General features: G+C 61.7%; 26 protein-coding genes, 2 tRNA genes and 1 riboswitch. Of the genes, 25 read left to right on the plus strand and 3 right to left on the minus strand.

What is annotated here, in order from left to right; genetic code table 11:
• The first annotated feature begins 7 nt into the window (after positions 1-7).
• Positions 8-104, plus strand: a riboswitch (TPP riboswitch).
• 66 nt (positions 105-170) lie between these two features.
• The 9 genes from thiD (at position 171) to HTT03_RS05105 (ending at position 7091) form a co-directional block, all read left to right on the plus strand.
• Complete coding sequence (gene thiD, locus HTT03_RS05065; protein WP_174858765.1) at positions 171-974, plus strand: bifunctional hydroxymethylpyrimidine kinase/phosphomethylpyrimidine kinase; 804 nt, start codon at positions 171-173, stop codon at positions 972-974.
• Positions 967-1947 carry an FAD-dependent oxidoreductase gene (locus tag HTT03_RS05070; protein ID WP_174858766.1) on the plus strand — a complete coding sequence of 327 codons (981 nt, stop codon included), beginning with the start codon at positions 967-969 and terminating at the stop codon, positions 1945-1947. The genes thiD and HTT03_RS05070 overlap by 8 nt, the downstream gene beginning before the upstream one ends.
• Positions 1937-2134: a sulfur carrier protein ThiS gene (gene thiS / locus HTT03_RS05075; RefSeq protein ID WP_174858767.1), complete on the plus strand. Its 198-nt coding sequence runs from the start codon at positions 1937-1939 to the stop codon at positions 2132-2134. Before HTT03_RS05070 ends, thiS begins: the two co-directional genes overlap by 11 nt.
• A 3-nt stretch (positions 2135-2137) precedes the next feature.
• Positions 2138-2899, plus strand: coding sequence for a thiazole synthase (locus tag HTT03_RS05080; protein WP_174858768.1), 762 nt, complete (start codon positions 2138-2140; stop codon positions 2897-2899).
• Positions 2896-3492 (plus strand): thiamine phosphate synthase, encoded by a 597-nt coding sequence (locus tag HTT03_RS05085; protein ID WP_174858769.1) that lies wholly within the window; start codon positions 2896-2898, stop codon positions 3490-3492. The genes HTT03_RS05080 and HTT03_RS05085 overlap by 4 nt, the downstream gene beginning before the upstream one ends.
• Positions 3489-4469 carry a HesA/MoeB/ThiF family protein gene (locus tag HTT03_RS05090; protein WP_174858770.1) on the plus strand — a complete coding sequence of 327 codons (981 nt, stop codon included), beginning with the start codon at positions 3489-3491 and terminating at the stop codon, positions 4467-4469. The genes HTT03_RS05085 and HTT03_RS05090 overlap by 4 nt, the downstream gene beginning before the upstream one ends.
• 36 nt (positions 4470-4505) lie before the next feature.
• On the plus strand, positions 4506-5453 hold the full coding sequence (locus tag HTT03_RS05095; RefSeq protein ID WP_174858771.1) for an ABC transporter substrate-binding protein: 948 nt from the start codon (positions 4506-4508) through the stop codon (positions 5451-5453).
• A gap of 208 nt (positions 5454-5661) precedes the next feature.
• A complete protein-coding gene (locus HTT03_RS05100) occupies positions 5662-6345 on the plus strand; it encodes an ABC transporter ATP-binding protein (protein ID WP_246253347.1) in 684 nt (227 codons plus the stop codon).
• Positions 6345-7091: an ABC transporter permease gene (locus HTT03_RS05105; protein ID WP_174858991.1), complete on the plus strand. Its 747-nt coding sequence runs from the start codon at positions 6345-6347 to the stop codon at positions 7089-7091. The genes HTT03_RS05100 and HTT03_RS05105 overlap by 1 nt, the downstream gene beginning before the upstream one ends.
• Positions 7092-7881: 790 nt before the next feature.
• Here HTT03_RS05105 and HTT03_RS05110 read toward each other — a convergent pair.
• Positions 7882-7971, minus strand: a tRNA-Ser gene (locus tag HTT03_RS05110).
• A gap of 248 nt (positions 7972-8219) precedes the next feature.
• On the opposite strand from HTT03_RS05110, the gene HTT03_RS05115 reads away from it, so the two are divergent.
• Genes HTT03_RS05115 through HTT03_RS05145 form a run of 7 tightly spaced genes read left to right on the plus strand, consistent with a single transcriptional unit; the run spans position 8220 to position 14740 of the window.
• Entirely contained in the window at positions 8220-9104 is an 885-nt protein-coding gene (locus tag HTT03_RS05115) for an SPOR domain-containing protein (protein ID WP_174858773.1), read from the plus strand.
• A 19-nt stretch (positions 9105-9123) separates the two neighbouring features.
• Positions 9124-10326: a D-alanyl-D-alanine carboxypeptidase family protein gene (locus HTT03_RS05120; RefSeq protein WP_174858774.1), complete on the plus strand. Its 1203-nt coding sequence runs from the start codon at positions 9124-9126 to the stop codon at positions 10324-10326.
• Positions 10323-10967: a dTMP kinase gene (gene tmk / locus HTT03_RS05125; protein ID WP_174858775.1), complete on the plus strand. Its 645-nt coding sequence runs from the start codon at positions 10323-10325 to the stop codon at positions 10965-10967. Before HTT03_RS05120 ends, tmk begins: the two co-directional genes overlap by 4 nt.
• A gap of 52 nt (positions 10968-11019) precedes the next feature.
• The gene (locus HTT03_RS05130) at positions 11020-12135 is read left to right on the plus strand and encodes a DNA polymerase III subunit delta' (protein ID WP_174858776.1); all 1116 of its coding nucleotides are present in this window, start codon (positions 11020-11022) and stop codon (positions 12133-12135) included.
• Positions 12136-12148: 13 nt separating this feature from the next.
• On the plus strand, positions 12149-12955 hold the full coding sequence (locus tag HTT03_RS05135; protein WP_174858777.1) for a TatD family hydrolase: 807 nt from the start codon (positions 12149-12151) through the stop codon (positions 12953-12955).
• On the plus strand, positions 12955-13764 hold the full coding sequence (locus HTT03_RS05140; protein ID WP_174858778.1) for an MBL fold metallo-hydrolase: 810 nt from the start codon (positions 12955-12957) through the stop codon (positions 13762-13764). Before HTT03_RS05135 ends, HTT03_RS05140 begins: the two co-directional genes overlap by 1 nt.
• 46 nt (positions 13765-13810) lie before the next feature.
• On the plus strand, positions 13811-14740 hold the full coding sequence (locus HTT03_RS05145; RefSeq protein ID WP_174858779.1) for an AEC family transporter: 930 nt from the start codon (positions 13811-13813) through the stop codon (positions 14738-14740).
• A gap of 407 nt (positions 14741-15147) precedes the next feature.
• On the opposite strand, the gene HTT03_RS05150 is transcribed toward HTT03_RS05145, so the two are convergent.
• Positions 15148-15231: transfer RNA gene (locus HTT03_RS05150), tRNA-Leu, on the minus strand.
• Between the two features lie 135 nt (positions 15232-15366).
• On the opposite strand from HTT03_RS05150, the gene HTT03_RS05155 reads away from it, so the two are divergent.
• Positions 15367-15888: a Hint domain-containing protein gene (locus HTT03_RS05155; protein ID WP_174858780.1), complete on the plus strand. Its 522-nt coding sequence runs from the start codon at positions 15367-15369 to the stop codon at positions 15886-15888.
• Here the strand turns inward: HTT03_RS05155 and HTT03_RS05160 are convergent.
• Positions 15885-16739 (minus strand): NAD(P)H-hydrate dehydratase, encoded by an 855-nt coding sequence (locus tag HTT03_RS05160; protein ID WP_174858781.1) that lies wholly within the window; start codon positions 16737-16739, stop codon positions 15885-15887. The genes HTT03_RS05155 and HTT03_RS05160 overlap by 4 nt on opposite strands.
• A gap of 219 nt (positions 16740-16958) precedes the next feature.
• On the opposite strand from HTT03_RS05160, the gene HTT03_RS05165 reads away from it, so the two are divergent.
• From HTT03_RS05165 to HTT03_RS05200, 8 genes are all read left to right on the plus strand, one after another.
• The gene (locus HTT03_RS05165; protein WP_174858782.1) at positions 16959-17297 is read left to right on the plus strand and encodes a P-II family nitrogen regulator; all 339 of its coding nucleotides are present in this window, start codon (positions 16959-16961) and stop codon (positions 17295-17297) included.
• Positions 17298-17347: 50 nt separating this feature from the next.
• Positions 17348-18754, plus strand: coding sequence for a type I glutamate--ammonia ligase (gene glnA, locus HTT03_RS05170; RefSeq protein WP_174858783.1), 1407 nt, complete (start codon positions 17348-17350; stop codon positions 18752-18754).
• A 146-nt stretch (positions 18755-18900) separates the two neighbouring features.
• Positions 18901-19500: an exopolysaccharide biosynthesis protein gene (locus tag HTT03_RS05175; RefSeq protein ID WP_174858784.1), complete on the plus strand. Its 600-nt coding sequence runs from the start codon at positions 18901-18903 to the stop codon at positions 19498-19500.
• Positions 19501-19624: 124 nt separating this feature from the next.
• Positions 19625-19852, plus strand: a complete 228-nt coding sequence (locus HTT03_RS05180) for a hypothetical protein (protein WP_174858785.1) — start codon at positions 19625-19627, stop codon at positions 19850-19852.
• 104 nt (positions 19853-19956) lie between these two features.
• Positions 19957-20757 (plus strand): lytic murein transglycosylase, encoded by an 801-nt coding sequence (locus tag HTT03_RS05185; protein ID WP_174858786.1) that lies wholly within the window; start codon positions 19957-19959, stop codon positions 20755-20757.
• Positions 20758-21176: 419 nt separating this feature from the next.
• The gene (locus HTT03_RS05190; protein WP_174858787.1) at positions 21177-21836 is read left to right on the plus strand and encodes a hypothetical protein; all 660 of its coding nucleotides are present in this window, start codon (positions 21177-21179) and stop codon (positions 21834-21836) included.
• The gene (locus HTT03_RS05195; protein WP_174858788.1) at positions 21833-22240 is read left to right on the plus strand and encodes a phage holin family protein; all 408 of its coding nucleotides are present in this window, start codon (positions 21833-21835) and stop codon (positions 22238-22240) included. Before HTT03_RS05190 ends, HTT03_RS05195 begins: the two co-directional genes overlap by 4 nt.
• The gene (locus HTT03_RS05200; RefSeq protein ID WP_174858789.1) at positions 22230-23474 is read left to right on the plus strand and encodes a DUF3618 domain-containing protein; all 1245 of its coding nucleotides are present in this window, start codon (positions 22230-22232) and stop codon (positions 23472-23474) included. The genes HTT03_RS05195 and HTT03_RS05200 overlap by 11 nt, the downstream gene beginning before the upstream one ends.
• Positions 23475-23491: the final 17 nt, after the last annotated feature.

The following is a 23491-nucleotide window of genomic DNA, read 5'->3' on the forward strand; positions in this document are numbered from 1 at the left end:
GCCTGCCGGCAATCCGTTGGGGTGCCGCAAGGCTGAGAGGTGAAAACCGACCCATCGAACCTGATCCGGGTCGTACCGGCGTAGGGAACGGAAGCAAGCATCGGCCCTATGCGGCCCGTCGTTTATCCCGTATCCACACGCCCTTGGCCCATCTGACGAATGGGGGCCATATGGCGTTTCAAGCACTGACGATTGCGGGCTCTGACAGCGGCGGCGGGGCGGGGATTCAGGCCGATCTCAAGACCTTCAGCGCGCTTGACGTCTACGGGGCAAGCGTGCTCACTGCCGTGACCGCCCAGAACACCCGCGCGGTGACCGGGGTTGCGATGATCGCGCCTGCGATGATCCGTGCGCAGATGGCGGCGGTGTTCGATGATCTGAAGATCAGCGCGGTCAAAATCGGGATGTTAGGCGATCCTGAAACAATCAATGCCGTGGCCGATGGGTTGGCGGGCTGCCCTGCGCCTGTCGTGCTCGACCCGGTGATGGTGGCGAAATCCGGCGATGCGCTGCTTTCGACCGAGGCGGTAGCGACCCTGCGCGACCGGATGTTGCCCCTCGCCCATGTGCTGACGCCGAACCTGCCCGAGGCCGCTCGGCTGCTCGGCAAGCCGGAGGCCACAGACGAGGCCAGCATGTTGGAGCAAGGCCGCGCCCTGCTCTCTGCCGGTCCCGGCGCGGTGCTGATGAAGGGCGGGCATGGCAAGGGCGAAGTCTGCGTCGACCTGCTGATTACGGCAGAGGAAACCCTGCGTCTTGCCGCGCCACGCCAGCAGACCGCGAACACCCATGGCACCGGCTGCACGCTCTCTGCCGCCATTGCCGCGGGTCTGGCGCGGGGGCTGCCTTTGCCACAGGCGGTGGAAGCCGCCCATGCCTATCTGCAACGCGCCATTGCCGCAGCAAACACCCTCAACATCGGCAGCGGCCACGGCCCGGTGCACCATTTTCATGGCGTTTGGTCGCATGAGTGACGTCACCATCATCGGCGCGGGCGTGGCAGGGCTCTGGGCCGCGCGGGCTTGTCTGGCGCAGGGGCTGCGGCCTCGGCTCATTGACCGCAAAGGCACGCCCGGGCCGCATGGCTGTTCGTGGTGGGCGGGCGGCATGCTGGCGCCCTTCTGCGAAGGGGCGCTGAGCGAGCCTGCGGTGGTAACACATGGTCGACGCGCCGCGGCGCTGTGGAGAGAGGTCACCGAGGTCACGCACAAGGGTACGCTGGTCCTCGCCCCCGAACGCGACCGCGCGGAATTGCAGCGCTTTGCCGCCCGGACAGAAGGCCATAGCATCTGTGACGCCGAAGCCATCGCCACTCTTGAGCCCGACTTTGCCCCCCGCCACCGGCGCGGTTTGTTCTTTGCCGAAGAAGCGCATCTGAACCCCCGCCAAGCGCTGCATGATCTGACCCAAACGCTCGCCGCACAGGGGGTGGAAATCGAGACCACATTTCTCGCCCCGTCGGAAATCGCAGGCCCGGCGATCGACTGCCGCGGCATGGCCGCCAGCGACGCTCTGCCCGGTCTGCGTGCCGTGCGCGGCGAGATGATCCTGCTGCGTGCACCAGAGATCACCCTCACCCGCCCGATCCGCCTGCTGCACCCGCGCCACCCGCTTTACGTGGTGCCGCGCGGTGACGGTATCTACATGCTCGGCGCCACCCAGATTGAGAGCGCGAGCCGCGCCAAAATAACCGCCCGCTCGGCGCTGGAATTGCTCTCGGCGGCCTATGCGCTCGACCCGCGTTTTGCCGAAGGCGAGATCATCGAGATGGGGGCCAACCTGCGCCCCGCATTCGCAAACAACCTGCCCGGCATCGTGCAACGTGGCACCACGCTGCACCTTAACGGTTTGTTTCGGCACGGGTTTCTCATGGCTCCGGCTTTGGCCGAACAGGCGGCAGAGTTTCTAGCAACAGCGGCAACGGGGGATCTATTCCGTGAAGATTGAAGTGAATGGCGAGGCGCGTGAAGTCGCTGCCCCGCAGCTTGACGCGGCATTGGTAGAACTTGGTTGGGGCGCGGCGAAAGTCGCTACGGCGCTTAACGGCAGCTTTGTCCCGGCAGGTGCGCGGGGCGAGACCATGCTAAGCGATGGCGACAGGCTCGAAGTGCTCAGCGCCATGCAGGGGGGCTGAGCGATGCGCGACTTCTACGGCGTTTCCCTGCCCCTGCCGCTGATGCTGGGCACCGCGCGCTACCCGTCGCCTGCGGTGATGGAAGCCGCCTTTCGTCAAAGCGCCGCACCGGTTGCCACCGTTTCGCTGCGCCGCGAACAGGGGGCGGGACAGGCGTTTTGGGACATGGTGCGGGGCTTGGGCGTGCACCTGCTGCCCAACACCGCCGGCTGCCATTCGGCGCGCGAGGCAATCACCACCGCGCAGATGGCGCGGGAGTATTTCGAGACAAATTGGATCAAGCTCGAAGTGATCGGCCATGCCGACACATTGCAACCCGATCCTTTCGGCCTTATCGAGGCTGCCGAAGTGCTCTGCGCCGATGGGTTCGAGGTCTTTCCCTATACCACCGAGGATCAGATCTTGGCCGCGCGGCTGGTCGATGCAGGCTGCCGGGTGCTGATGCCATGGGGCGCGCCGATTGGCTCGGGGCTGGGGCTGAACAACCTGCATGGGCTGCGCAGCCTACGCGCGGCCTTTCCAGATGTGGCGATGGTAATCGACGCGGGCCTCGGCCTGCCCAGCCATGCCGCGCAGGCGTTGGAGATGGGGTTTGACGCGGTGCTGCTGAACACCGCCGTGGCCGAGGCCGAAGACCCCGCTGCCATGGCCGAGGCCTTCGCACTGGCCTGCCGCGCAGGCGCGCTCGCCGCCGCATCCGGCCCCATGGGCCAGCGCGACATGGCCGTGCCCTCCACCCCTGTGATCGGAAAGGCTTGGCTATGACCCTCCCACGTTTTTATCCCATTTTCGACAGCGCTGCATGGATCGCGCGGGCGGTGCCTTTGGGCGTCAGGCTGGTGCAACTGCGCATCAAGGACGCGTCTCAAGACGTGCTGCGCCGGGAAATCACCACTGCTCTCGACCTCTGCCGCCAGCACGGAGCGATGCTCGTGGTGAATGATCACTGGGAACTGGCGATCGATCTGGGGGCTGATTGGCTGCATCTGGGCCAAGAGGATCTGGACACAGCCGACATCGTCGCAATCCGCCGGGTGGGGTTGAAGCTGGGCCTCTCGACCCATGACCACGCGGAGCTTGACCGTGCGCTGACTCTCGCCCCCGATTACATCGCGCTTGGTCCGGTTTATCCGACGATCCTGAAAAAGATGAAATGGACCGAACAGGGGCTTGATCGGCTGACCGAATGGAAGGCGCGGATCGGGGACATCCCGCTTTGCGCCATTGGCGGGATGAGCGTCGCCCGTGCGCCCGGTGCCTTTGCCGCCGGAGCAGACACGGTGGCGGCGGTCACGGATATTACGCTGAATGCAGACCCCGAAGCGCGGATGCGCGAATGGCTTAAGGTGACGGCATGAGCCGCTATGCCCGCCAGACCATTCTGCCAGAGGTCGGCGCGGACGGACAAGCGCGGTTGGCGGCGGCGCGGGTCTTGGTCGTCGGTGCCGGGGCTTTGGCGGTGCCGGTGCTGCAATACCTCGTGGGGGCGGGGGTCGGTGTTAGGGCCGGTGTTGGGCAGATCACGCTGGTCGATGGTGACGTGGTCGCGATCAGCAACCTGCACCGCCAGCCGCTCTACCGGATGAGCGATATTGACAGGCCCAAAGTCACCGCCGCGGCCGGAGCGATGGCGGCGCTGAACCCCGAAGTGACGGTCATGCCCCGCGCCGAATGGCTCACCCCCGCCAATGCACCCGCGTTGATGGCGGAATGTGACATCGTGCTCGACTGTGCAGATACCTTTGCCGCCAGCCTGACATTGTCGGACGCGGCGCGGGTGGCGGGCAAGCCACTGATCTCTGCCTCCGCGCTTGGACTGTCGGGCTATGTTGGCGGCTTCTGCGGGGCTGCCCCCTCTCTTCGCGCGGTTTTCCCTGACCTGCCACAGACGGCGGCCACCTGTGCCACGGCGGGTGTCTTGGGGCCGGTGGTGGGATTGATTGGCGCGGCGCAGACGCAGATGGCGCTTTCGGTATTGCTGGGGCTGTCGCCCTCGCCGCTCGGACAGTTGATGATCTGGGACGCCGCGAAGTGGCGCATGTCAGGCTTCCGTTTTGACAGCGCGCCCGAGCCTGAAACGCACGCGCCTTTCATCGCCGAAAGCCAGATTACTTCGTCCGATCTGGTGATCGACCTGCGGGCCGAAGCCCCCGCCCCCTTTACCGCTCAGGCCTGCCATGTCCCGCCCGACGCGTTGGCGCAGCTGCCGCTGCCGCCTGATACGTCGCGTATCGTGCTCGCCTGCCGCACCGGTCTGCGCGCCCATCACGCGGCCACCGCCCTCCGCACCCGCTGGCCGGGCGAGATCGCCCTGCTCGCCCTGCCCGGTGCCTAACGCTTTCTCAAACACAGTGACTATTGGAGCCATCCCTTGAAAAAAATCCTTGCCCCCCTCGCCCTTACGCTCTTCGCGGCCCCCGCGCTGGCGCAGGATAAGATGACTGTCATGCTCGACTGGTTCATCAATCCAGACCACGGACCGATCGTTCTGGCCGAAGAGCGCGGCTATTTTGCTGACGCGGGGTTAGAGGTCGAGATTGTTACCCCGTCAGACCCCAATGCCCCCCCGCGTATGGTGGCCGCCGGGCAGGTCGATCTTGCCCTGTCCTATCAACCTGAGTTGCATCTGTCGCAACGCGAAGGCCTTGACCTGCGCCGCGTTGGGACGTTGATAGAGACCCCGCTTACCTGTCTTGTGGTTCGGGCTGACGGGCCGGTGCAAACTCTGGCCGATCTGGCAGGGCGCCGGGTGGGCTTTGCCGTGGCGGGGGTGCAGGAAATGCTGCTGGACGCCATGCTAAGCCACAGTGACGTCGACCCCGCCGAGGTTGAGCAGATCAACATCGGGTGGTCTATCACGCCGGCCCTCATGTCCGGTCAGGTCGACGGGGTCATCGGTGCGTTTCGCAATTTCGAGCTGAACCAAATGGCTCTTGAAGGCCACGAAGGCCGTTGCTTTTACCCCGAGGCTGAAGGCGTTCCGGCCTATGATGAATTAATTTATATTGCCGATGCAAAAGGAATGGACCGCGACCGCATCGCGCGTTTCCTCGCGGCGACAGAACGCGCGACGGCTGACATTATCAATGATCCTGCCGGCAGTGGCGAGACCTTCTTTGCCTCGGACGCACAGCTGCGCAACCCGCTCAACATCCGCGCTTGGGAAGATACTTGGCCTCGGTTCGCAACCCGTCCTGCCGCCGTAGATCATGGGCGCTATGACCGGTTCGAAGCCTTTTTGCTGTCGAGCGGTACCGTTGATAGCACGATCCCTGCGGCTGATCTTGTGGTGGATGTGACCGCGCCGGTGGGGAAATGAAGACGCCTACATGTGGCGAAACCTTTGGCAGCAAGCTGGTCGCGCTAGCGGCTGGAGGGGTGATGCACCGCCTCCCCACTGCGGTGCCGCTTTGGTTTAGGCGGGCCACAGTGAACATCCGCCTGTGCGGCAACGCCAGAACGTTCTGCATACAATGACCGCCCCGGCATTACATATCTCGGGACGTCTGGAAGGTCCGGCGGGCCCTTTGATCGCACAGTTCGATGCCACCTTCGCGGCGGGACAGTGGAACGTCCTTCTGGGCCCGTCAGGCGTGGGGAAAACGTCCTTGCTGCGGCTGATCGCAGATTTGCCCTGTGCGGCGCGGCTAACGGGCGAGATTACCGCGACCGACGGCGCAGCACTCGCGCCGCGCGTGGCGATGATGGCGCAGGATGACCAGTTGCTGCCTTGGGCCGATGCTCTGGCCAATGTCGTTATCGGAGCGCGTCTGCGCGGGGCGCGGCCAGACCTTCAGCGCGGACGGGCTTTGCTGGCAGAAGTTGGCCTTGCCGCGCAGGCACAACGTCGTCCGGCCCAACTGTCGGCAGGACAACGTCAACGGGTCATTCTGGCCCGCACGCTTTACGAAGATCGCCCCATCGTGCTGCTGGACGAACCCTTTTCCGCCTTGGACGTGCTGACACGTCACCACATGCAGGATCTGGCAGCGCGTCTGCTCGCGGGCCGCACTGTGGTTCTGATCACCCATGATCCGGCAGAGGCCGCCCGTCTCGCCCATCACGCATGGATCGCAACACAGGCTGGGATTGTGCCTTGTTCTTTGCCCTCAAGCCTGCCGCCCCGCGCCGCCGAAGCAGAAGAGACGCTCGCCGCGCAAGCCATCCTCTCGCGCGAATTGAAACGCTGCGCCACACAGGTGCCCGCGTGATGCGGCATGCAGGCAACCGGCTTGGGCGCTATGGGCTTAGCCTCGCTGTTGCGCTGCTGATTTGGCAGGCAATCGTAAGTTTGAGCGCGGTGCCGCCCTTTATCCTCCCCGGCCCCCTGCGGGTTGGGTCCGCTCTATGGTCCAACGCGAGTTTGCTGTGGCAAAACGCGCTTTGGTCTGCGGGAAACTTGGCCCTTGGGCTGGCGATCGGACTGTTTCTCGGGGTCGAGACAGCCTTGCTCTTGGCCATGTCACGCCGGGCGCGCTGGCTTTTGCGGCCCGTCTTGGTGGCAGCGCAATCTGTGCCCATCTTCGCGCTGGCCCCGGTGCTGACGCTTTGGCTGGGCTACGGCATGCCCTCTAAGGTCGTGACCATCGCGCTGGTGACCTATTTCCCCATCGCCTCGGCGCTTTTTGACCAACTGATGGCCCTGCCCCGCGGTCTGCGGGATCTGGCCCAACTCAGCGGCGCACAGCGGTTGCGCGAAACATTTCTGCTGCGTCTTCCCTACGCCTTGCCGGGGCTCATGTCCGGTCTGCGACTGGCGGTGGTTTATGGGCCTCTGGCGGTGTTGATCGGCGAATGGGTCGGCTCCTCGCGCGGTCTGGGACATTTGATGCTGTTGGCAAATGGGCGCGGTCAGACGGATTTGATGTTCGCCAGCCTGATCGTGCTCGCGCTGTTGTCGCTTGGGCTGTGGAAGGGCGTTGACACCTTGGCCCGTTGGGTTGGTGGTGGCGGTTAGTGGCCTGCCAGTGCTCAGGTAAAGCGCCGGTTAGGGTTCTATAGTTTCTCATCCGCCCGATGGGGCACCAAAGCGCTCGCGCATTTCTGACAAGCCAATGCGCAGAGGCCTTCCGCCAAGGGCGGCTTGCAGCTTGCAAAAATCGACGTTTTATGCCTATAGTTTCATTAGAGCAGACAGAATTGCCAACCCGGCCTACGTCGCAACTCCAACGTTCTATCAAGTTACAACAGACGCCTCGCGCTATCCGAAATGGCGCGCCGTTTCTGCTTCGTTTCTTAGGAGCTGGCCGAAGCTCTATGTGCCATTCGCTTCCTAATAGCTTGAAATTCAACATGGAGATAAGGACATGACCGCATCCACTTGGACGAATATCCTGTCGGGTCTGGCATTCTCGATAGCCTCAATGCTCGCAGCTGGAATGCTATGGCAGCCGCACAACAGTCACATGTCAGTGCAGAACTTTTCCCTCCCCAATTTGTGGTTTCCAGACCCAGATGGACAATGGGGGTGCAAGTTTTACAACTCGTGTAAAGAATAGCGCGTACCGCTGGGGCGTGAGGCTCGGCGGCTCTCTGATCGCTCGCGGTTTCTGTCTGTTTCGTGCAACCTTGCTGTGAGCGACTGGTATGCGCGGCGTGGCGGTAGCTAGCCAAGCGCTGCGATATCAGGATCCGTCTTCGGTTGGGTACGCCAGAACGGATGACATGGGCAGTACCAAGCCGAAAGGCGGCTGACTGAGGATCTCTCACATCATGCAAATGATACGTCTTAGTTTTTCTGAGAAGGCTGGCGGAGGAGGTGGGATTCGAACCCACGGTACGCTCTCACGCACGCCGGTTTTCAAGACCGGTGCATTCGACCACTCTGCCACTCCTCCGCAGCCCGCTCCTCCTAGAACGCTGCGCTTGATTCGGCAAATGCCGATTTCGTCCAAAATCTTAACCTACGGGCGTGGGGAAATTTTGCCGATCCCAGCTTCGCCCTCTTTGCAAAGCGGGTTCAGCCGGGTTACTGTGCCGCAAAACCCCTTTCAGAGGGGTCTGGGACGTGCCGAACCAACGGCGCGGGATTCTCGCGGGAACGGGTCGCGATGGCGCGACGACAGCAGGCAAGGACAGCATGGGCATGAGCAGGGACAATCAACCGTTGCGCTTTAACAAAGGTCGCGCAGCACTAATGGGTGTGAGCATTTTGGCGATGGCGGCTTTGGCAGGCTGCGAAGGGGGCGATTTCAGCCTTCCTTTCGGCGACAAGAAAAACCCCGGCGCGGTGCAAAGCACCTCGACCAAATTGGTTGAGCGCGATGTTGAAGCCCCCGAGGTCTTTTCTGCGACAGAAGATGGTCTTTGGGACGGGCGGCCCTCGCTCGGCGGGGTCTGGGTGGCGCATCCTGATGTGACGGAGCCTGAGCGGGTGATCGTGCGCAATGAGGCCAATGGCAAATTCGTGATCGGTGCGCTGTTCCGCCGCGAGCGGGAACTGCCGGGGCCGAAGTTGCAAATCTCATCCGATGCCGCTGCTGCACTGGGCATTCTCGCCGGCGCGCCTACGCCGCTTAATGTTACGGCCCTGCGCCGTGAGGAAACCGCGGCCGCTGCGGAAACTGTGGCCGATGACGCAGAAAGCACCCCCGCCACCACCGATACGAGCGATCTCTCGGCCCCGGCACCGGTCACTGCGACAGCGCTTGAACCTGTGGCCAAGCCCGCTGCCGCCCCGGTCGCCAAGCCGAAAGCCCCCGCCGCGCCAAAACCGTCGCGTCCCGCCGCGGCCAAGCTGGCCAAGCCCTATATCCAGTTGGGCATTTTCAGTGTTGAGGCCAATGCCACCCGCACCGCAAAACAAATGCGAAGCGCGGGCATGGTGCCCACGGTGAAACGCAGCGAGATTAACAACAAACCCTTCTGGCGCGTCGTGATCGGCCCCGCCACCAGCAAATCCGAACGCGACAGTCTGCTCAAAGCGGTGAAGGCCGAAGGCTTTACCGATGCCTACGCCGTGTCGAATTGATCCTACCGGAGGAAACGCCATGATCCGCCTATTCGCCGCTGCCGTGGCGCTGTTACTGACACTCCAGCCCGCCGACGCGTTCGACACACGCGCCACGGCGGCCTATGTGCTTGACCAAACCACCGGCACTGTCCTGCTCGCAAAAAACGCCGATGAGCCGCTGCCGCCTGCGTCGATGTCCAAGCTGATGACGCTTTATATGGCGTTTGAGGCGGTGGAGCGCGGCAAGCAGAACGGCGGGCTTGATCTGGTTGAGAAGCTGCCCGTCTCGGAGCACGCGATGTCTTATGGCGGCTCGACGATGTTTCTGGACACCACCGACCGTGTGTCGGTCGAAGACCTGATCCGCGGGATCATTGTGCTGTCTGGCAATGACGCAAGCGCCGTGATCGCTGAGGCGCTGAGCCCCGATGGCACGGAATACGGTTTCGCGCGGCTGATGACACAGCGCGCGCAGCAAATGGGGATGACCAATTCGACCTTTGCCAATTCCAACGGCTGGCCGCAGGCGGGGCATCTGATGTCCGTGCGGGATCTGGGGCTGCTGGCCAATCGGATCATCACGGACTTCCCGCAGTTCTATCCGCTCTTCGCCGAGCGGGAGTTCGCCTTTGACGGGCGCGCCCCGCAGAACAAATCCAACCGCAACCCGCTGTTGGGCCTGAACATTGGCGCAGATGGCCTCAAGACCGGCCACACGGCAGAGGCTGGCTATGGGCTTGTCGGCTCGGCCAAACAGGGCGACCGCCGGGTGATCTTTGTGCTCTCCGGTCTCGACAGCGCCGCCATCCGCGCACAAGAGGCGGAATCGGTGGTGAACTGGGCCTTCCGCCAATTCACGCAGCGTGAATTGGGCAAGGCAGGCACGCAGATTGCTCAGGCGCCGGTGGCACTTGGCACCGCGCAGTCGGTGGGGCTTGAACTGAAGGACGATCTGGAGATGCTGGTGCCTGTGACGGGCGGCGATGAGGTTGAGGCGGAGGTGATCTATACCGGCCCGTTCCACGCGCCGATTAGCAAAGGGGCGGAACTGGCAGAATTGGTCGTGGACCGGGGTGAATTGCCTGCGCTGCGGGTGCCGCTGGTGGCCTCTGCCTCTGTTGCGCCGGGCGGCTTTATGGTCAAGATGACCGCTGCTGCGATGCATCTTATGAACCGTCTGAACGCCGGACCGCAGGGCGCGGCCCCTGCCCCTGAAGCCGAAGCCGAAGCAGCTTCGTGAGCCGTGACGCAAAGGCTCGCCAAGCGGGTCTGTTTATCACATTCGAGGGGATCGACGGCTCCGGCAAATCCACCCAAGCGCGGCTTTTGGCAGAGCATCTGACAGCGCAGGGCCACGACGTTGTGTTGACCCGCGAACCGGGGGGCAGCCCCGGTGCAGAGGAAATCCGTGCCTTGGTCTTGCAGGGCGATCCGGACCGTTGGTCGGCACAGACCGAAATCCTGCTTTTCACCGCCGCACGGCGCGATCATTTAGAGCGCACCATTCGCCCTGCGCTTGACGCCGGTAAGGTGGTGATCTGCGACCGTTTCGCTGACAGCACGCGGATGTATCAAGGTCTGTCGCGCGGTGACCTGCGGCAGATGGTCGACGATCTGCACCGCCTGATGATTGGGGTGGAGCCTGACCTGACGATCCTAATCGACATGGACCCGGCCCACGGTCTTGAACGCGCCCTTTCGCGCCAGACCGCCGAGGAGCGGTTCGAGGATTTCGGCGTTGAGTTACAAGCGAAGATGCGCAGCGGTTTCCTTAACCTCGCTGAAGAGTTTAGCGACCGTTTCCACGTGATCGACGGGGGCCGCGATATTGACAGCGTGGCCCGCGATGTGACCGCGACTGTATCGGCGCGATTGGGGTAATCCACGCGCCCTGCCCGCTTCCCTTAGCGGTGAAACATGCTAGACCGATGCCATGACAGATGACGCCCCCCAGCCCGACCGCGTAGAAGGTGCACGCCACCCGCGCGACACGCCGAAGTTGATCGGCCAGACTGCGGCAGAAGCGGCATTCCTTGACGCCTTTAACAGTGGCAAATTGCACCACGCGTGGATGCTGACCGGCCCGCGCGGTGTCGGCAAGGCCACGCTCGCTTGGCGCATTGCGCGCTTTCTGCTGGCGACGCCGGACCCCGACGACGGCGGGATGTTTGACATGCCCAAGGCCGACACGCTCGACATCGACCCCGAACACCCGGTTGCCCGTCGTGTGGCGGCTGGGGCCGAGGCCGGGTTGAAATCTGTCACCCGCACGATCAACCCCGACACCAAGAAGATGCGCAAGCAGATCGTGGTGGACGACATCCGTGCGCTCAACGGCTTTTTCCAGATGTCCGCCGCCGACGGGGGCCGCCGCGTGGTCATTATCGACGACGCGGATGAGATGAACCCCAATGCCGCCAACGCGCTGCTCAAGATGTTGGAAGAGCCGCCTGAGCGGGCCATCCTGCTGCTGCTCAGCCACCAGCCTTCCAGTCTCCTGCCCACCATCCGCTCGCGTTGCCGTACATTGCGGCTTAGCACCCTGAACGCGGATCAGATGGCCGAGGCGCTGGCCGGGTCCGGGGTGGAAGTCGACGCCGACCCTGCCGCGCTGGCCGAACTTTCCGGCGGCTCGGTCGGCGGGGCGCTGCGGCTGTCTCTGATGGGCGGGGTGCGCACCTATGCCGATTTGGTAAGCCTGCTGTCCTCGCTGCCACAGATGGACCGGGGCCGCGCCATCAAACTAGCCGAAGCCGCCGCTCAGCGTGGCGGGGAAGCCAAACTCGACCTGCTCTTTACCCTGCTTGACCTGTTGCTGGTGCGTCTGGCCCGCACCGGGGCCACCGGTGCACCGCCCGCGCAACCTGCCTGCGCCGATGAGATCGCCGTGTTGCAACGCCTCTCCCCCAGCCCGGCGCAGGGGCGCGCTTGGGCCGATGCGGCGCAGCAGATATCCGACCGCGCCCGCCATGGGCTGGCAGTGAACCTTGACCCTGCCGCGCTGGTCCTAGATACCCTGCGGCAGATAGGCCAGACGGCGCCAAGATAGCCGAAAGGACAGCATGACCGACACGCCCCAAATCACCGACAGCCATTGCCACCTCGATTTCGAGAGCCTTGCCGCTGACCTGCCCGGTGTCATCGCCCGCGCGGCTGACGCTGGCGTGACGCGCATGGTCACGATTTGCACCCGGCTGAAGAACGAACCAAACGTCCGTGCCATTGCCGAAGCGCATGCCCCGGTGTTCTATGCCGCCGGCACCCATCCGATGTCTGCCGCTGAAGAGCCGCTGGCCAGCGTCGACGAATTGCTCGCCCTCACCCGCAACCCCAAGATGGTGGGCATCGGTGAGACGGGTCTTGATTACCATTACACCGCCGAGAGCGCTGAGGTGCAAAAGACCTCCCTGCGCATCCATATCGCTGCAGCTCGCGAGAGCGGCCTGCCCCTGATTATCCACGCTCGAGACGCAGATGAGGACATGGCCCGCATCCTGCGCGAGGAGCATAACAACGGCGCCTATAGCTGCGTCATGCACTGTTTTTCGTCCTCGGCCGAACTGGCCCGCGCCGCACTTGATCTGGGGTTTTACCTGTCGATGTCCGGCATCACTGCTTTTCCCAAATCGCAGGAACTGCGCGACATTTTTGCCGCCGCCCCGCTCGACCGTATTTTGGTGGAAACCGACGCGCCCTACCTCGCCCCGCCGCCCCATCGCGGCAAGCCGAATGAGCCCGCCTTTACCGCCCATACCGCCCGCCGCGCGGCTGAGACTTTTGGTCTTGAGTACGCTGATTTTGCCGCGCACACGCAGGCTAACTTTGAACGACTCTTTTCCAAGGCCGCTGAGTGGCAGGGCAAGAGCTAATGGCCGAGTTGCGCGTCACCATATTGGGCAGCGGCTCTTCGGGTGGCGTGCCACGGCTGGGGGGGCATTGGGGGGCCTGTGATCCCCATGAGCCCAAGAACAACCGGCGGCGCTGTTCGATCTTGGTGGAACGGGTGACCGAGAACGGCACGACCACCGTGCTGATCGACACCTCACCAGACATGCGCTGCCAGTTGCTTGATGCGGGCGTGGGGCGGCTTGACGCGGTGATCTACACCCATTCTCACGCGGACCATGTCCATGGGTTGGACGATCTGCGGATGATCGTCATCAACATGCGCGCACGGCTGCCGGTCTGGGCGGATGCCCCCACCCGCGCGGCATTGTTGGAACGTTTCGGCTATGCTTTCGTGCAGCCGGAATGGTCCAGCTACCCGCCGATCTTGGACCTGCATGAGATTACCGGGGATGTCACCATCGACGGTCCCGGCGGGTCCCTGCGCTTTACGCCCTTCACCGTGGCCCACGGCAATATCGACGCGCTTGGTTTCCGCTTTGAGGATGTCGTCTACCTGCCGGATGTTTCTGACATTCCGCAGGATTGCTGGCCGATGATGGACGGGCTGCGCTGTTGGATCGTCGATGCCCTGCGCCGTGACCCGCATCCGACCCACAGCCACCTTGCGCAGACCTTGGACTGGATCGACCGGGCAAAGCCCGAGACCGCCGTCCTGACCAATATGCACAACGATTTAGATTACCGCACCGTCGCCGCCGAGGTGCCGGATCATATTCAACCGGCCTATGACGGGCTCACTCTGCATTTCCCGATCACTGAAACTTATTAAGCGGGTCAAGCTCGCGCCCCACCACGCCGCTTGAAGGCTCCTTTTCGTGCAAACCCTTTTAGATGTCATCCTGCCGGTCTTTCTTGTCATCGGCTTTGGCTATGTTGCCGTCTGGCGCGGGCTTTTTCCGGTATCTGGCATCGATGGGGTGATGAAATTCACCCAGAATTTCGCCATCCCCTGCCTGCTGTTCCAAGCCATTGCCAATATAGATCTTTCCACCAGCTATGACCCGCGCTTGCTGATCAGTTTCTACGCTGGCGCGGGGCTATGTTTCGCGCTCGGCATTTTTGGTGCGCGGGTGCTGTTTCGCCGCGATTGGGAGGACAGCGTAGCGATTGGGTTTTGCTGTTTGTTCTCCAACTCGATCCTGCTGGGTCTGCCGATTACCGAACGAGCCTATGGCAGTGATGCGCTGGCCGGAAACTATGCCATCGTGTCCTTCCACGCGCCCTTTTGCTACGGGCTGGGGATTACTGTCATGGAGTTTGTTCGCAACCGAGGCCAGTCGCGCCGCATGGTGCTGCGCAATGTCAGCCGTGCGATGTTTCGCAATGCTTTGGTTCTGGCGATCCTTGGCGGTTTTGCGGTGAACCTAAGCGGTCTGCCGATCCCCGGTGTGGTGGATGATGCGCTGTCGCTGATCGTGCGGGCCGCCCTGCCCGCCGCGCTCTTTGCGCTTGGCGGGGTCTTGTTGCAATACCGCCCCGAGGGGGACATTAAGGCGATTTTGATGGTCTGTGCGATTGCGCTACTGGTGCATCCCGCATTGGTCTGGACCTTCGGCACAGCATTAGACCTACCGCAGGCAGCCTTCCGCTCGGGCGTGCTTACCGCAGCGATGGCGCCGGGGTTCAACGCCTATATTTTCGCCAATATGTACGGCCGCGCCCGGCGTGTGGCCGCAAGCTCGGTGTTGATCGCGACGAGTAGCTCGATCCTGACAGTCTGGCTCTGGCTCTCTGTCCTTGGCTAGGTGCTGCGCAATGTCGCCGTTTGGCTACGGCAGCTTCGGCTGTCAGAATGAGGCGTCGGAACTGAGGCTAAAATCTGCTATACTCCCCATGCAAAGCTGGAACATGCGACGACCACCAAGAAAGGGATTGGTGCGCAGATGACCGCTCCATTGCCGACGGGTGAAGATCACGCGCAAAAGGAAACACGGGACAAACCGGGCTCTGGCGCGGCTTGGGGATGGCTGTTTATCTTGTCGCCTTTGCCTTGGATTTTATTGATTTGGTGGCTGCTGCGCCCCGCCGCGGAAGGCGACAGCGCAGACATTCATCCAACGCACCCGCCCCCACAAAAAGAGGCGTCGCACGGCAGATGACATCGGGCGATGGACCGACAAAATGCAGCGATTACAACGATATAAAAGAAAAGTGGTGCGGGTGAAGGGACTCGAACCCCCACGCCATAGGCGCCAGAACCTAAATCTGGTGCGTCTACCAATTCCGCCACACCCGCACTGTGCCTTGCAAGACACTGGGGCTGATTAGCAAAGACTGCGGGCAGATGCGAGAGCAAAAAACACAGGACATTAACGTAATCTTCGCCTATGTTGATCGATACCTGAGGCAGGTACATTAGAAAGAGACGCCCATGAAACCGAATACGGTCGGGCGCGTAGGCGGCACAGATCGCCATGCGGGCCAGTTTTCCCACTACGCCGCGCTTGATACCGGTTTGGTTCAAGGCGCTATCATATTGACGCTCGACGGTGAGATGCCGGTTGAATACCTATCTGTTGGGGATCGGCTGATCACCCGCGATAGCGGCATCGCCAAGATTTGTCATCTGCAACGCAGCACCCGCAAGGTGCGGCGCATTTCGCTTGCGGCCGGCTCGCTGGGCCACACCCGGCCTGAACGCGACGCGACTTTGGCGGGCGATCAGATGCTGCTCTTGCGCGACTGGCGTGCGCGTGCGTTGTTTCACTCCGAACGTGCGCTGGTTGCAGCGCGGTCTTTGGTGGATGGCGAATTCATCACCGATCTGGGCGAGGTTGAGACCACGCTGGTGCAAATCTTCTGCGATGGGCCCCATATCATCTACGCCGATGGGTTGGAGCTTGGCACCGCCGACGCCGCGCGCGCGCGGGGCGACGTGTTGCACGCGGCCTAGATACCTAACTGCCGTAGTACCTGCGGTAGCAATTCTGGCAAATCCTCTGCAATCAGACCGGGGCCGTGCTGACGCGCGGCCGCTGCGTGAAGGTACGTGGCAAGGGCCGCAGCATCCAGCGGTGCGATCCCCCGCGCCAATAGCCCTGTGATAAAACCCGATAAAACATCCCCCGCCCCGGCCGTCGCCAACCATGGGGTGGCGCGGTCTTCGGTGGCGCAATGGCGCAGCACCTTGCCCTCAGGCGCTGCGATAACGGTCTCCGGGCCTTTGAGCAGCACGACACAGCCGAACCGCATTGCGGCTTGCTGCGTGGCTTCGGCTTTGGCGTTTGGCCGGTCCTGTTCGGCCAAATCCGCCAAATCAGGGGCCAGCCGTGCGAACTCTCCGCCATGCGGGGTCAGTACAGCGCCGGAATGGAGTCTGTCGCGCAGCGCAGTATTTTGGGCCAGAATCGTGATGGCATCCGCGTCTAGCACCAGCCGAGGTGCCCCAAGTGCTGCCGCGACCAGTTCGCTGGCGCGCTCCCCGACGCCCAACCCCGGCCCGAGGCACAGGGCTGAAATGCGACTGTCTTTCAGCAGATCGGTTAGAGCCGTGCCATCGGCCACGCGTTGCAGCATTACCGCCGTGATCTGCGTCGCGACCTCTAATTGCGCGGCTGGCGGCACGCCGAGGGTAACTGCTCCCGCGCCAATCCTCAGCGCACCCCGCGCTGCCAGTCGCGCCGCCCCGGTCCGTCCCGGCCCGCCGGTCAGCACCAGAGCGTGACCATGGTCGTATTTATGCCCGGCCCCCTTGCGCAGCAAAGACAGGTCAAGGGTGTCTGCGGTAATCTGTGAAATATCCATAGCCCAGACCTAGTGAGCTTGGCAGAAAGGACCAGCCCGCCAGCCGGGCCATATTTCACTTCTGCCTATTTTTTGTGCACCACCGCGCAAAAAACAGACGGCGCTTGGCAAACCGAAACTTCGCCCCATCTTTCCCCCTGCCCCGCGCTGGACCTAGCTGCGGGGGAATGAGATGTCTAAGCCAACGCCTAACCGCGCGCGCAACGTCAGGGGATGACCATGAAGAAGATCGAAGCCATCATTAAGCCGTTCAAACTGGACGAGGTCAAAGAGGCGCTTCAGGACGTCGGTGTGCAAGGCCTCAGCGTGATCGAAGTCAAAGGCTTTGGCCGCCAGAAGGGCCACACAGAACTGTACCGCGGGGCCGAATATGTCGTCGACTTTCTGCCCAAGGTGAAGGTCGAAGTGGTGCTGGACGATGACCAAGTCGACGCCGCGATCGAAGCGATCGTGGATGCCGCCAAGACTGAGAAAATCGGCGATGGTAAGATTTTCGTTTCCCCGATTGAGCAAACAATCCGCATCCGAACCGGTGAATCCGGCTCCGACGCGCTGTAACTCGCCCCTTTCGGTGCGAGCAGAGACACGACCCAAAAAGGACCATAAAAATGAACAATCAGGAATTCCTGAGCAAAGTTAAGGATGAAGGCATCGAATATGTCGACATCCGTTTCACCGACACCCGCGGCACGTTGCAGCACGTGACGATTGTTTCCGATCTGGTTGATGAGGACTTCCTCGAAGAAGGCTTCATGTTCGACGGCTCTTCCATCGCTGGTTGGAAAAGCATCGAAGCCTCCGACATGAAACTGATGCCCGATGTCAGCACCGCCTATGTTGATCCCTTTTACGCGGAAACAACGATCTGCGTGCATTGCTCTATCGTTGAGCCCGACACCGGTGAGCCCTATGAGCGCGACCCGCGTGGCACCGCCGAAAAAGCCGAGGCCTACCTGAAATCAAGCGGCATTGGCGATCAGGCTTTCTTTGGTCCTGAGGCTGAATTCTTTATCTTTGATGACGTGAAATTCTCCAACAAAGTCAACAAAGTGTCTTACGAAGTTGATGCTTCTGACGGGTCGTGGAACACGGACACCGACTATGAGATGGGCAATATGGGTCACCGTCCGGGTCTGAAGGGCGGCTATTTCCCGGTCAACCCGGTGGATGAGGCGCAAGACCTGCGGGCCGAAATGCTTTCCACCATGAAACGCCTTGGCATGAAGGTGGACAAACACCACCACGAGGTTGGCTCCTGTCAGCATGAACTCGGCCTGATCTTTGGCGGTCTGACCGAGCAGGCGGACGAGCAGCAGAAGTACAAATACGTCGTGCATAACGTGGCCCATGCCTATGGCAAAACCGCGACCTTCATGCCCAAGCCGATCTATGGCGACAACGGCTCTGGCATGCATGTCAACATGTCGATCTGGAAAGACAACAAGCCGCTTTTTGCAGGCGACAAATACGCGGACCTGAGCCAAGAGGCGCTGTGGTTTATTGGCGGCATTCTCAAACATTCCAAATCGCTCAACGCCTTCACCAACCCCACCACCAACAGCTACAAGCGTTTGGTGCCGGGTTTTGAAGCCCCCGTTCTGCGGGCCTATTCGGCCCGTAACCGGTCGGGCTGTGTGCGTATTCCATGGACGGAAAGCCCCAAGGCAAAGCGTGTCGAGGCGCGTTTCCCCGATCCAGCAGCGAACCCCTATCTGGCGTTCTCGGCCCTGCTAATGGCCGGTCTTGACGGGATCAAGAACAAGATCGACCCCGGTGAGGCGATGGACAAGAACCTCTATGATCTGCCCGCCGAAGAGTTGGAGAACATCCCCACCGTTGCCCACTCCCTGCGCGAAGCGTTGGAAGAATTGAGCGGTGACATGGACTACCTGCTCGCCGGTGATGTCTTTACCCGCGACCAGATCGAGGGATACATCGCGCTGAAGATGGAGGAGGTCGTCAAATACGAGACCACACCGCATCCGGTTGAGTTTGGCATGTACTATAGCTGCTGATCCCGCGCCGAGCTTCGGCTTGGCTGGTTGAGACAGATCGAAAGGGCGTGGCACTGGCCGCGCCCTTTTTGCTTTCTCACTCCTCCAATTGCCAACCCGCGGAACAGAGGGCGGAATTCAGCGTTGGCTCTGCGGGAGTAGAGCATATGAATGATGATACCGGTGCGCTGACCGAGGTTATTGAAGAGTTAAAAGAAGCCTCGGAAGGCCAGAACCGGGTGAAGGTCGGCGCCTTGGTCGACGCGCTTGACGAACGCGGCTACGGGCCTGCGTTGGCCGTGCTTCCCCTGACCGAACTCACCCCTGTGGGCGGCGTGCCGGGTTATCCGACCCTGCTGGCTTTGACCTTGGCGACGATCGTGATCCGGCTTTTGCTGGGGTATGAGCATTTTTGGCTACCCAATTGGCTGCGGCGACGTACGCTTAAGTCAGATCATGTGATCAAGGCTGTCGAGTGGCTGAAACCGGTCTCAAATTGGATCGATAGCAAGTTGCACAAGCGTCTGGCCCCCATTGCCGGACGTATGGGCCAGCGCATCGCCTGTTTCGTCATTCTGGGCATTCTTTTGATTGTGCCACCTTTGGAGTTCGTGCCTTTTGCCACCTCCGCGCCCATGATTGCTGTTTCGATTTTCGGGTTGGGTCTGCTCTACCGCGATGGGTTGTTGATGCTGCTGGGCTTTGTCGGAGCGGCTGCGGCGGTTTGGTTTGGTCTGTCGATGTATCTGGGTACGGGGACCGGATAGCCGCCTCTGCCCCGCATTTTTTTCGCGATACCGCGTCGCAGCCACGGGTTTGCCACGAATTGGCCACATCTGCTCGGCACATTGGACGCCTGACGCAAACCCTTTAGCCCTTGGACCGCCCTTCATGCCGATATCGACCACCACATTCCAAGAACGCGTCACGCGGATCGAAAAGCGGGCGCGCAAGGCGCGGCGCCGCAGCGGTCACGCAGGCTCGCGGGCGGGTGGCTTTGTGGTGCTGGTGAGCATGAGCATGTTGGTGGGGGGCGCGGCCCTCGCTTGGGATGGCAATACACCAGCCTATGAATGGGCCATGCCGGGGCTTGAATGGGCGCTTGCAATGCTGCGCTAAGCCCCCGCTGGCAAAGAATTATGCACCATTCCTACAACTTCGTTTGAACCTTTGCGCGAGCGGGCTAACCTGTTGGCGGTACAGTAACGCAGAGGGTCAGAACCATGCTAAGAACTTTCTTTACCACCACCGCGGCCATCTGCGCCTTTGCAGCCGGTCCCGCGCTTGCCGCGCAATGTGGCAACAACGCGAATGGCTTCGATCAGTGGAAGAACGCTTTCGCTCAGGAAGCCCGCGCCGCAGGTGTTGGTCAACGGGGGCTGAACGCGCTTGCAAATGCGCGCTATGCGAACGGAACGATTGCGGCTGACCGTAATCAGAAGTCGTTCAAATACTCCCTGTCGAAATTTATGCAGGTGCGCGGTGCTGACACGATTGTAGCCCAAGGACGCAAGCGCAAAGCCCGCAATGCCGGTTTCTACCAGTCTCTCGAGCAGCGCTTTGGCGTGCCAGCAGGCGTATTGCTGGCAATCCACGGTATGGAAACCGGGTTTGGCGGCTTTATGGGCGACAGTTCCGTTGTCTCGGCGATCACCACATTGGCCTATGACTGCCGCCGCTCTGATTTCTTTGTGCCACATGCCATTGGTGCGCTGAAACTAGTGGACCGAGGGGCCATCACGCCCAATACCAAAGGCGCCAAACATGGTGAGCTTGGCCATACGCAATTCCTCCCCGGCAACGCGCTACGCTATGGTGTGGACGGCAATGGGGATGGGCGCGTTGATTTCTATAGCGAAGCCGACGCCCTCGCCTCAACCGCCAACTTCCTGCGTCAGAAAGGCTGGCAACCCGGTGCGGGGTATCAAGAAGGCCAACCCAATTTCCGCGTGATCCAACAGTGGAACGCGGCAGGCGTTTATCAAAAAGCCATCGCGATCATGGCATCGCGTATCGACGGCTAAAACCTACGCGCGCGCTGGCACCCCGGCGCGCGCGACCCCTTTAGGCGCATGACGATGAAGCGGCGAAAATCAGCACGCGTTCATCGCCGCTGAGCTGATCTAGTCTACATCAGCCGCGACCGGCCACGCCTGCCCCCCTTCAGCAAAACAAGAGACCACCGCGTCGCGTTCGGAGCGTTTTTCTGAACGGGAAACGCCGATTATCTGCATGAAATCTCAGCGCAAAATGATGGGTCCGACGGTTTATTTCTACATTCGTACCAACAGGCGGAACCGCCTGCACGGTCAATCGTTGGGTCGTAGAGAAAGCAATAGCAATTTCGAACGGAGGGACCCATGCACGGAATTTTCTACCTCATCGGCCTGATCGTGGTCGTTCTCGCGATCCTGAATCTCGTCTTTTGAACAAGGAGGTCAACATGCCTGATAACACAACAACCCCTAACACGCAAAGCGGCTCGGTAAAAGAGCAAGCTGGCGCCGCCAAGGACAAGGCTGCGGCCGCTGCAAGCAGTGCTGCCGAATCCGCAAAATCTCAAGCGCGCGACGTGGCCGACACTCTGTCGAATGAAGCCACAAACTACGCTTACCAAGCCCGCGATACCGCCGCGGATGAAGTAAAAGGCGTGGCGTCTGCCCTGCGCACTGCTGCCGATGAATTGCGCAGCGGATCGCCGCAAGAGCGCAGCTTTAGCCAGTTGGCCGATGGTCTTGCTGACGTGTCGGAATCGATGCGCGACAAGGATCTGCGCGAGATGGTTGATGACCTGAATGGTTTTGCCAAACGCAACCCGATGGTCTTCCTCGGTGGGGCCGCTCTGCTGGGCTTTGTCGCCACCCGCTTTGCCAAAGCGTCGAGCGAGACACCGCGTGGCGGTTCCGGCAGCGGCACCTCTGGCGTTGAATATGACGACGACGACCGTATCGACCGTCCGATGACCGGTACCGGGCCACGTCCAGCGTCGAACGCGCCCAGCACAGCATCCAGCGCGACGTCCAGCACCGCACCCAGCACTGTGCCAAGCCGTGCCACCGCCACCCCAGCTTCCCCAACTGTCGTCACGGGAGATAAGTCATGAGCACTGAACATACCGATACACAAAAATCTGCGGGGAGCCTGCTGAGCGAAGCACTCTCCCACGTAAGTTCGCTGATGCGCAAAGAGGTCGATCTGGCCCGCGCAGAGGTAAACGAAAATCTGAAACACGCTGGTATTGCCATCGGCATGATCGTCGGCGCCGTGGTGGTCGCATTGACCGCGCTGAACGTGTTGAGCGCCGCATTGGTTGCCGCGCTAACTGAAGCGGGCATCCCTGGCGGTTGGTCTGCGCTTATTGTTGGCGTCCTGCTGGCGATCGTCGCCTATGTGATGGCCAACAAAGGCACTAGCGACCTGAAACTCAGCAGCCTTGCGCCAAGCCGCACTGCAAAGAACGTGAAGCGCGATGCGCAGACCATGAAGGAGGTTTACGATGACAAATGACTCCAGAAATCCGGAAGAAATTGAACGCGAGATCGAGCGTGAACGCGCAGGCTTGGCCGACACTTTAGACGACTTGCAAGATCGGTTTTCTATCGAAGGCATCGCACGTCAGTTTTCGGATCAGTTCCGTGAGCATGGCAGCGATTGGGGCCGCTCGGTCTCTGACGCGGCGAAGCGCAACCCTGTTGCTCTGGCGCTAACAGGCGCTGGTCTGGCGTGGTTGATGTTCGGCAGCGGTAATAACACCCGCAGCAGCCGTGGCTATGAAGGGCTCGACCGTGATCGTGCGCATCCTACCCCGGTGCCGGTGACAAACACCGATCACCGCCCCGCTGTGCGCAACGCGTCGCGCTCTAACGCACCTTCCAGCGCCTATGCGTCGAGCTACGGCTCCGAGCGTACGTCGCAGGACAACGTTCCGGCTTGGGCACGTGATGTGCATCACGACGACGATGACGACGGGCGCAGCATGGGCGATCGTGCGCGCTCTGCGGCCAGCGGCGTCAAAGGGGCTGCCGGTTCTGCGGCAAGTGGCGTCAAAGGTGCGGCTGGTTCTGCGGCGAGCGGCGTGCGCTCGGCAGGCTCTTCCATGGCAAGCGGTGCGCGTCATACCCGTGACCGTGTTTCTGCCGGAGGCCGCTCTGCTGTCGACAGCATCCGCCACACCGCAAGCGGTGCTGCCGGAAGCGTCCGCGAAGGTGCCAATGCGGCCACCGAACGCGCCCATGCACTGCGCCAGCGCCTGTCAGAAGGCACCGAGAGCATGAGCGCCGAAGCACGTGAGCGTATTGTGATGGCTCGCGCCCGTGCGATGGACGCATGGAACGCCTCCGGTCGCTACGCAAGCCAAGGCCGTGAACGTGCGGCGGATATGTTCGAAGAGCATCCGCTGGTCGCCGGTGCATTGGCTTTGGCCGTAGGTGCTGCCTTTGGTGCCGCCCTGCCCCGCAGCCGGACCGAAGATGCCTATCTAGGTGAGCACAGCGATGCGCTCTTCCATGAAGCCGAACGCATCTACGCGGAAGAGCGTGAAAAGCTTGGCAAAGTCGCTCAGGCGGCCAAGGACGAAGCTGGCAAGGTCTTGCAAGAGACCAAGGAACAGGCCGACGCAGCCTCTGACGAGGAAACCGCAGCAGATGCGGCGGTGAAAAAGGCCAAAGAAAGCGGCCAGCGCATCGCCGATGCGGCAAAGAGCGAGGCCGACAAGCAAAATGTGGGTGACGTCAAAAGCTGACGCCCTTTCGGCCCGTC

This window comes from Sulfitobacter maritimus (genome assembly GCF_013346665.1).
GTDB lineage: Bacteria > Pseudomonadota > Alphaproteobacteria > Rhodobacterales > Rhodobacteraceae > Sulfitobacter > Sulfitobacter maritimus.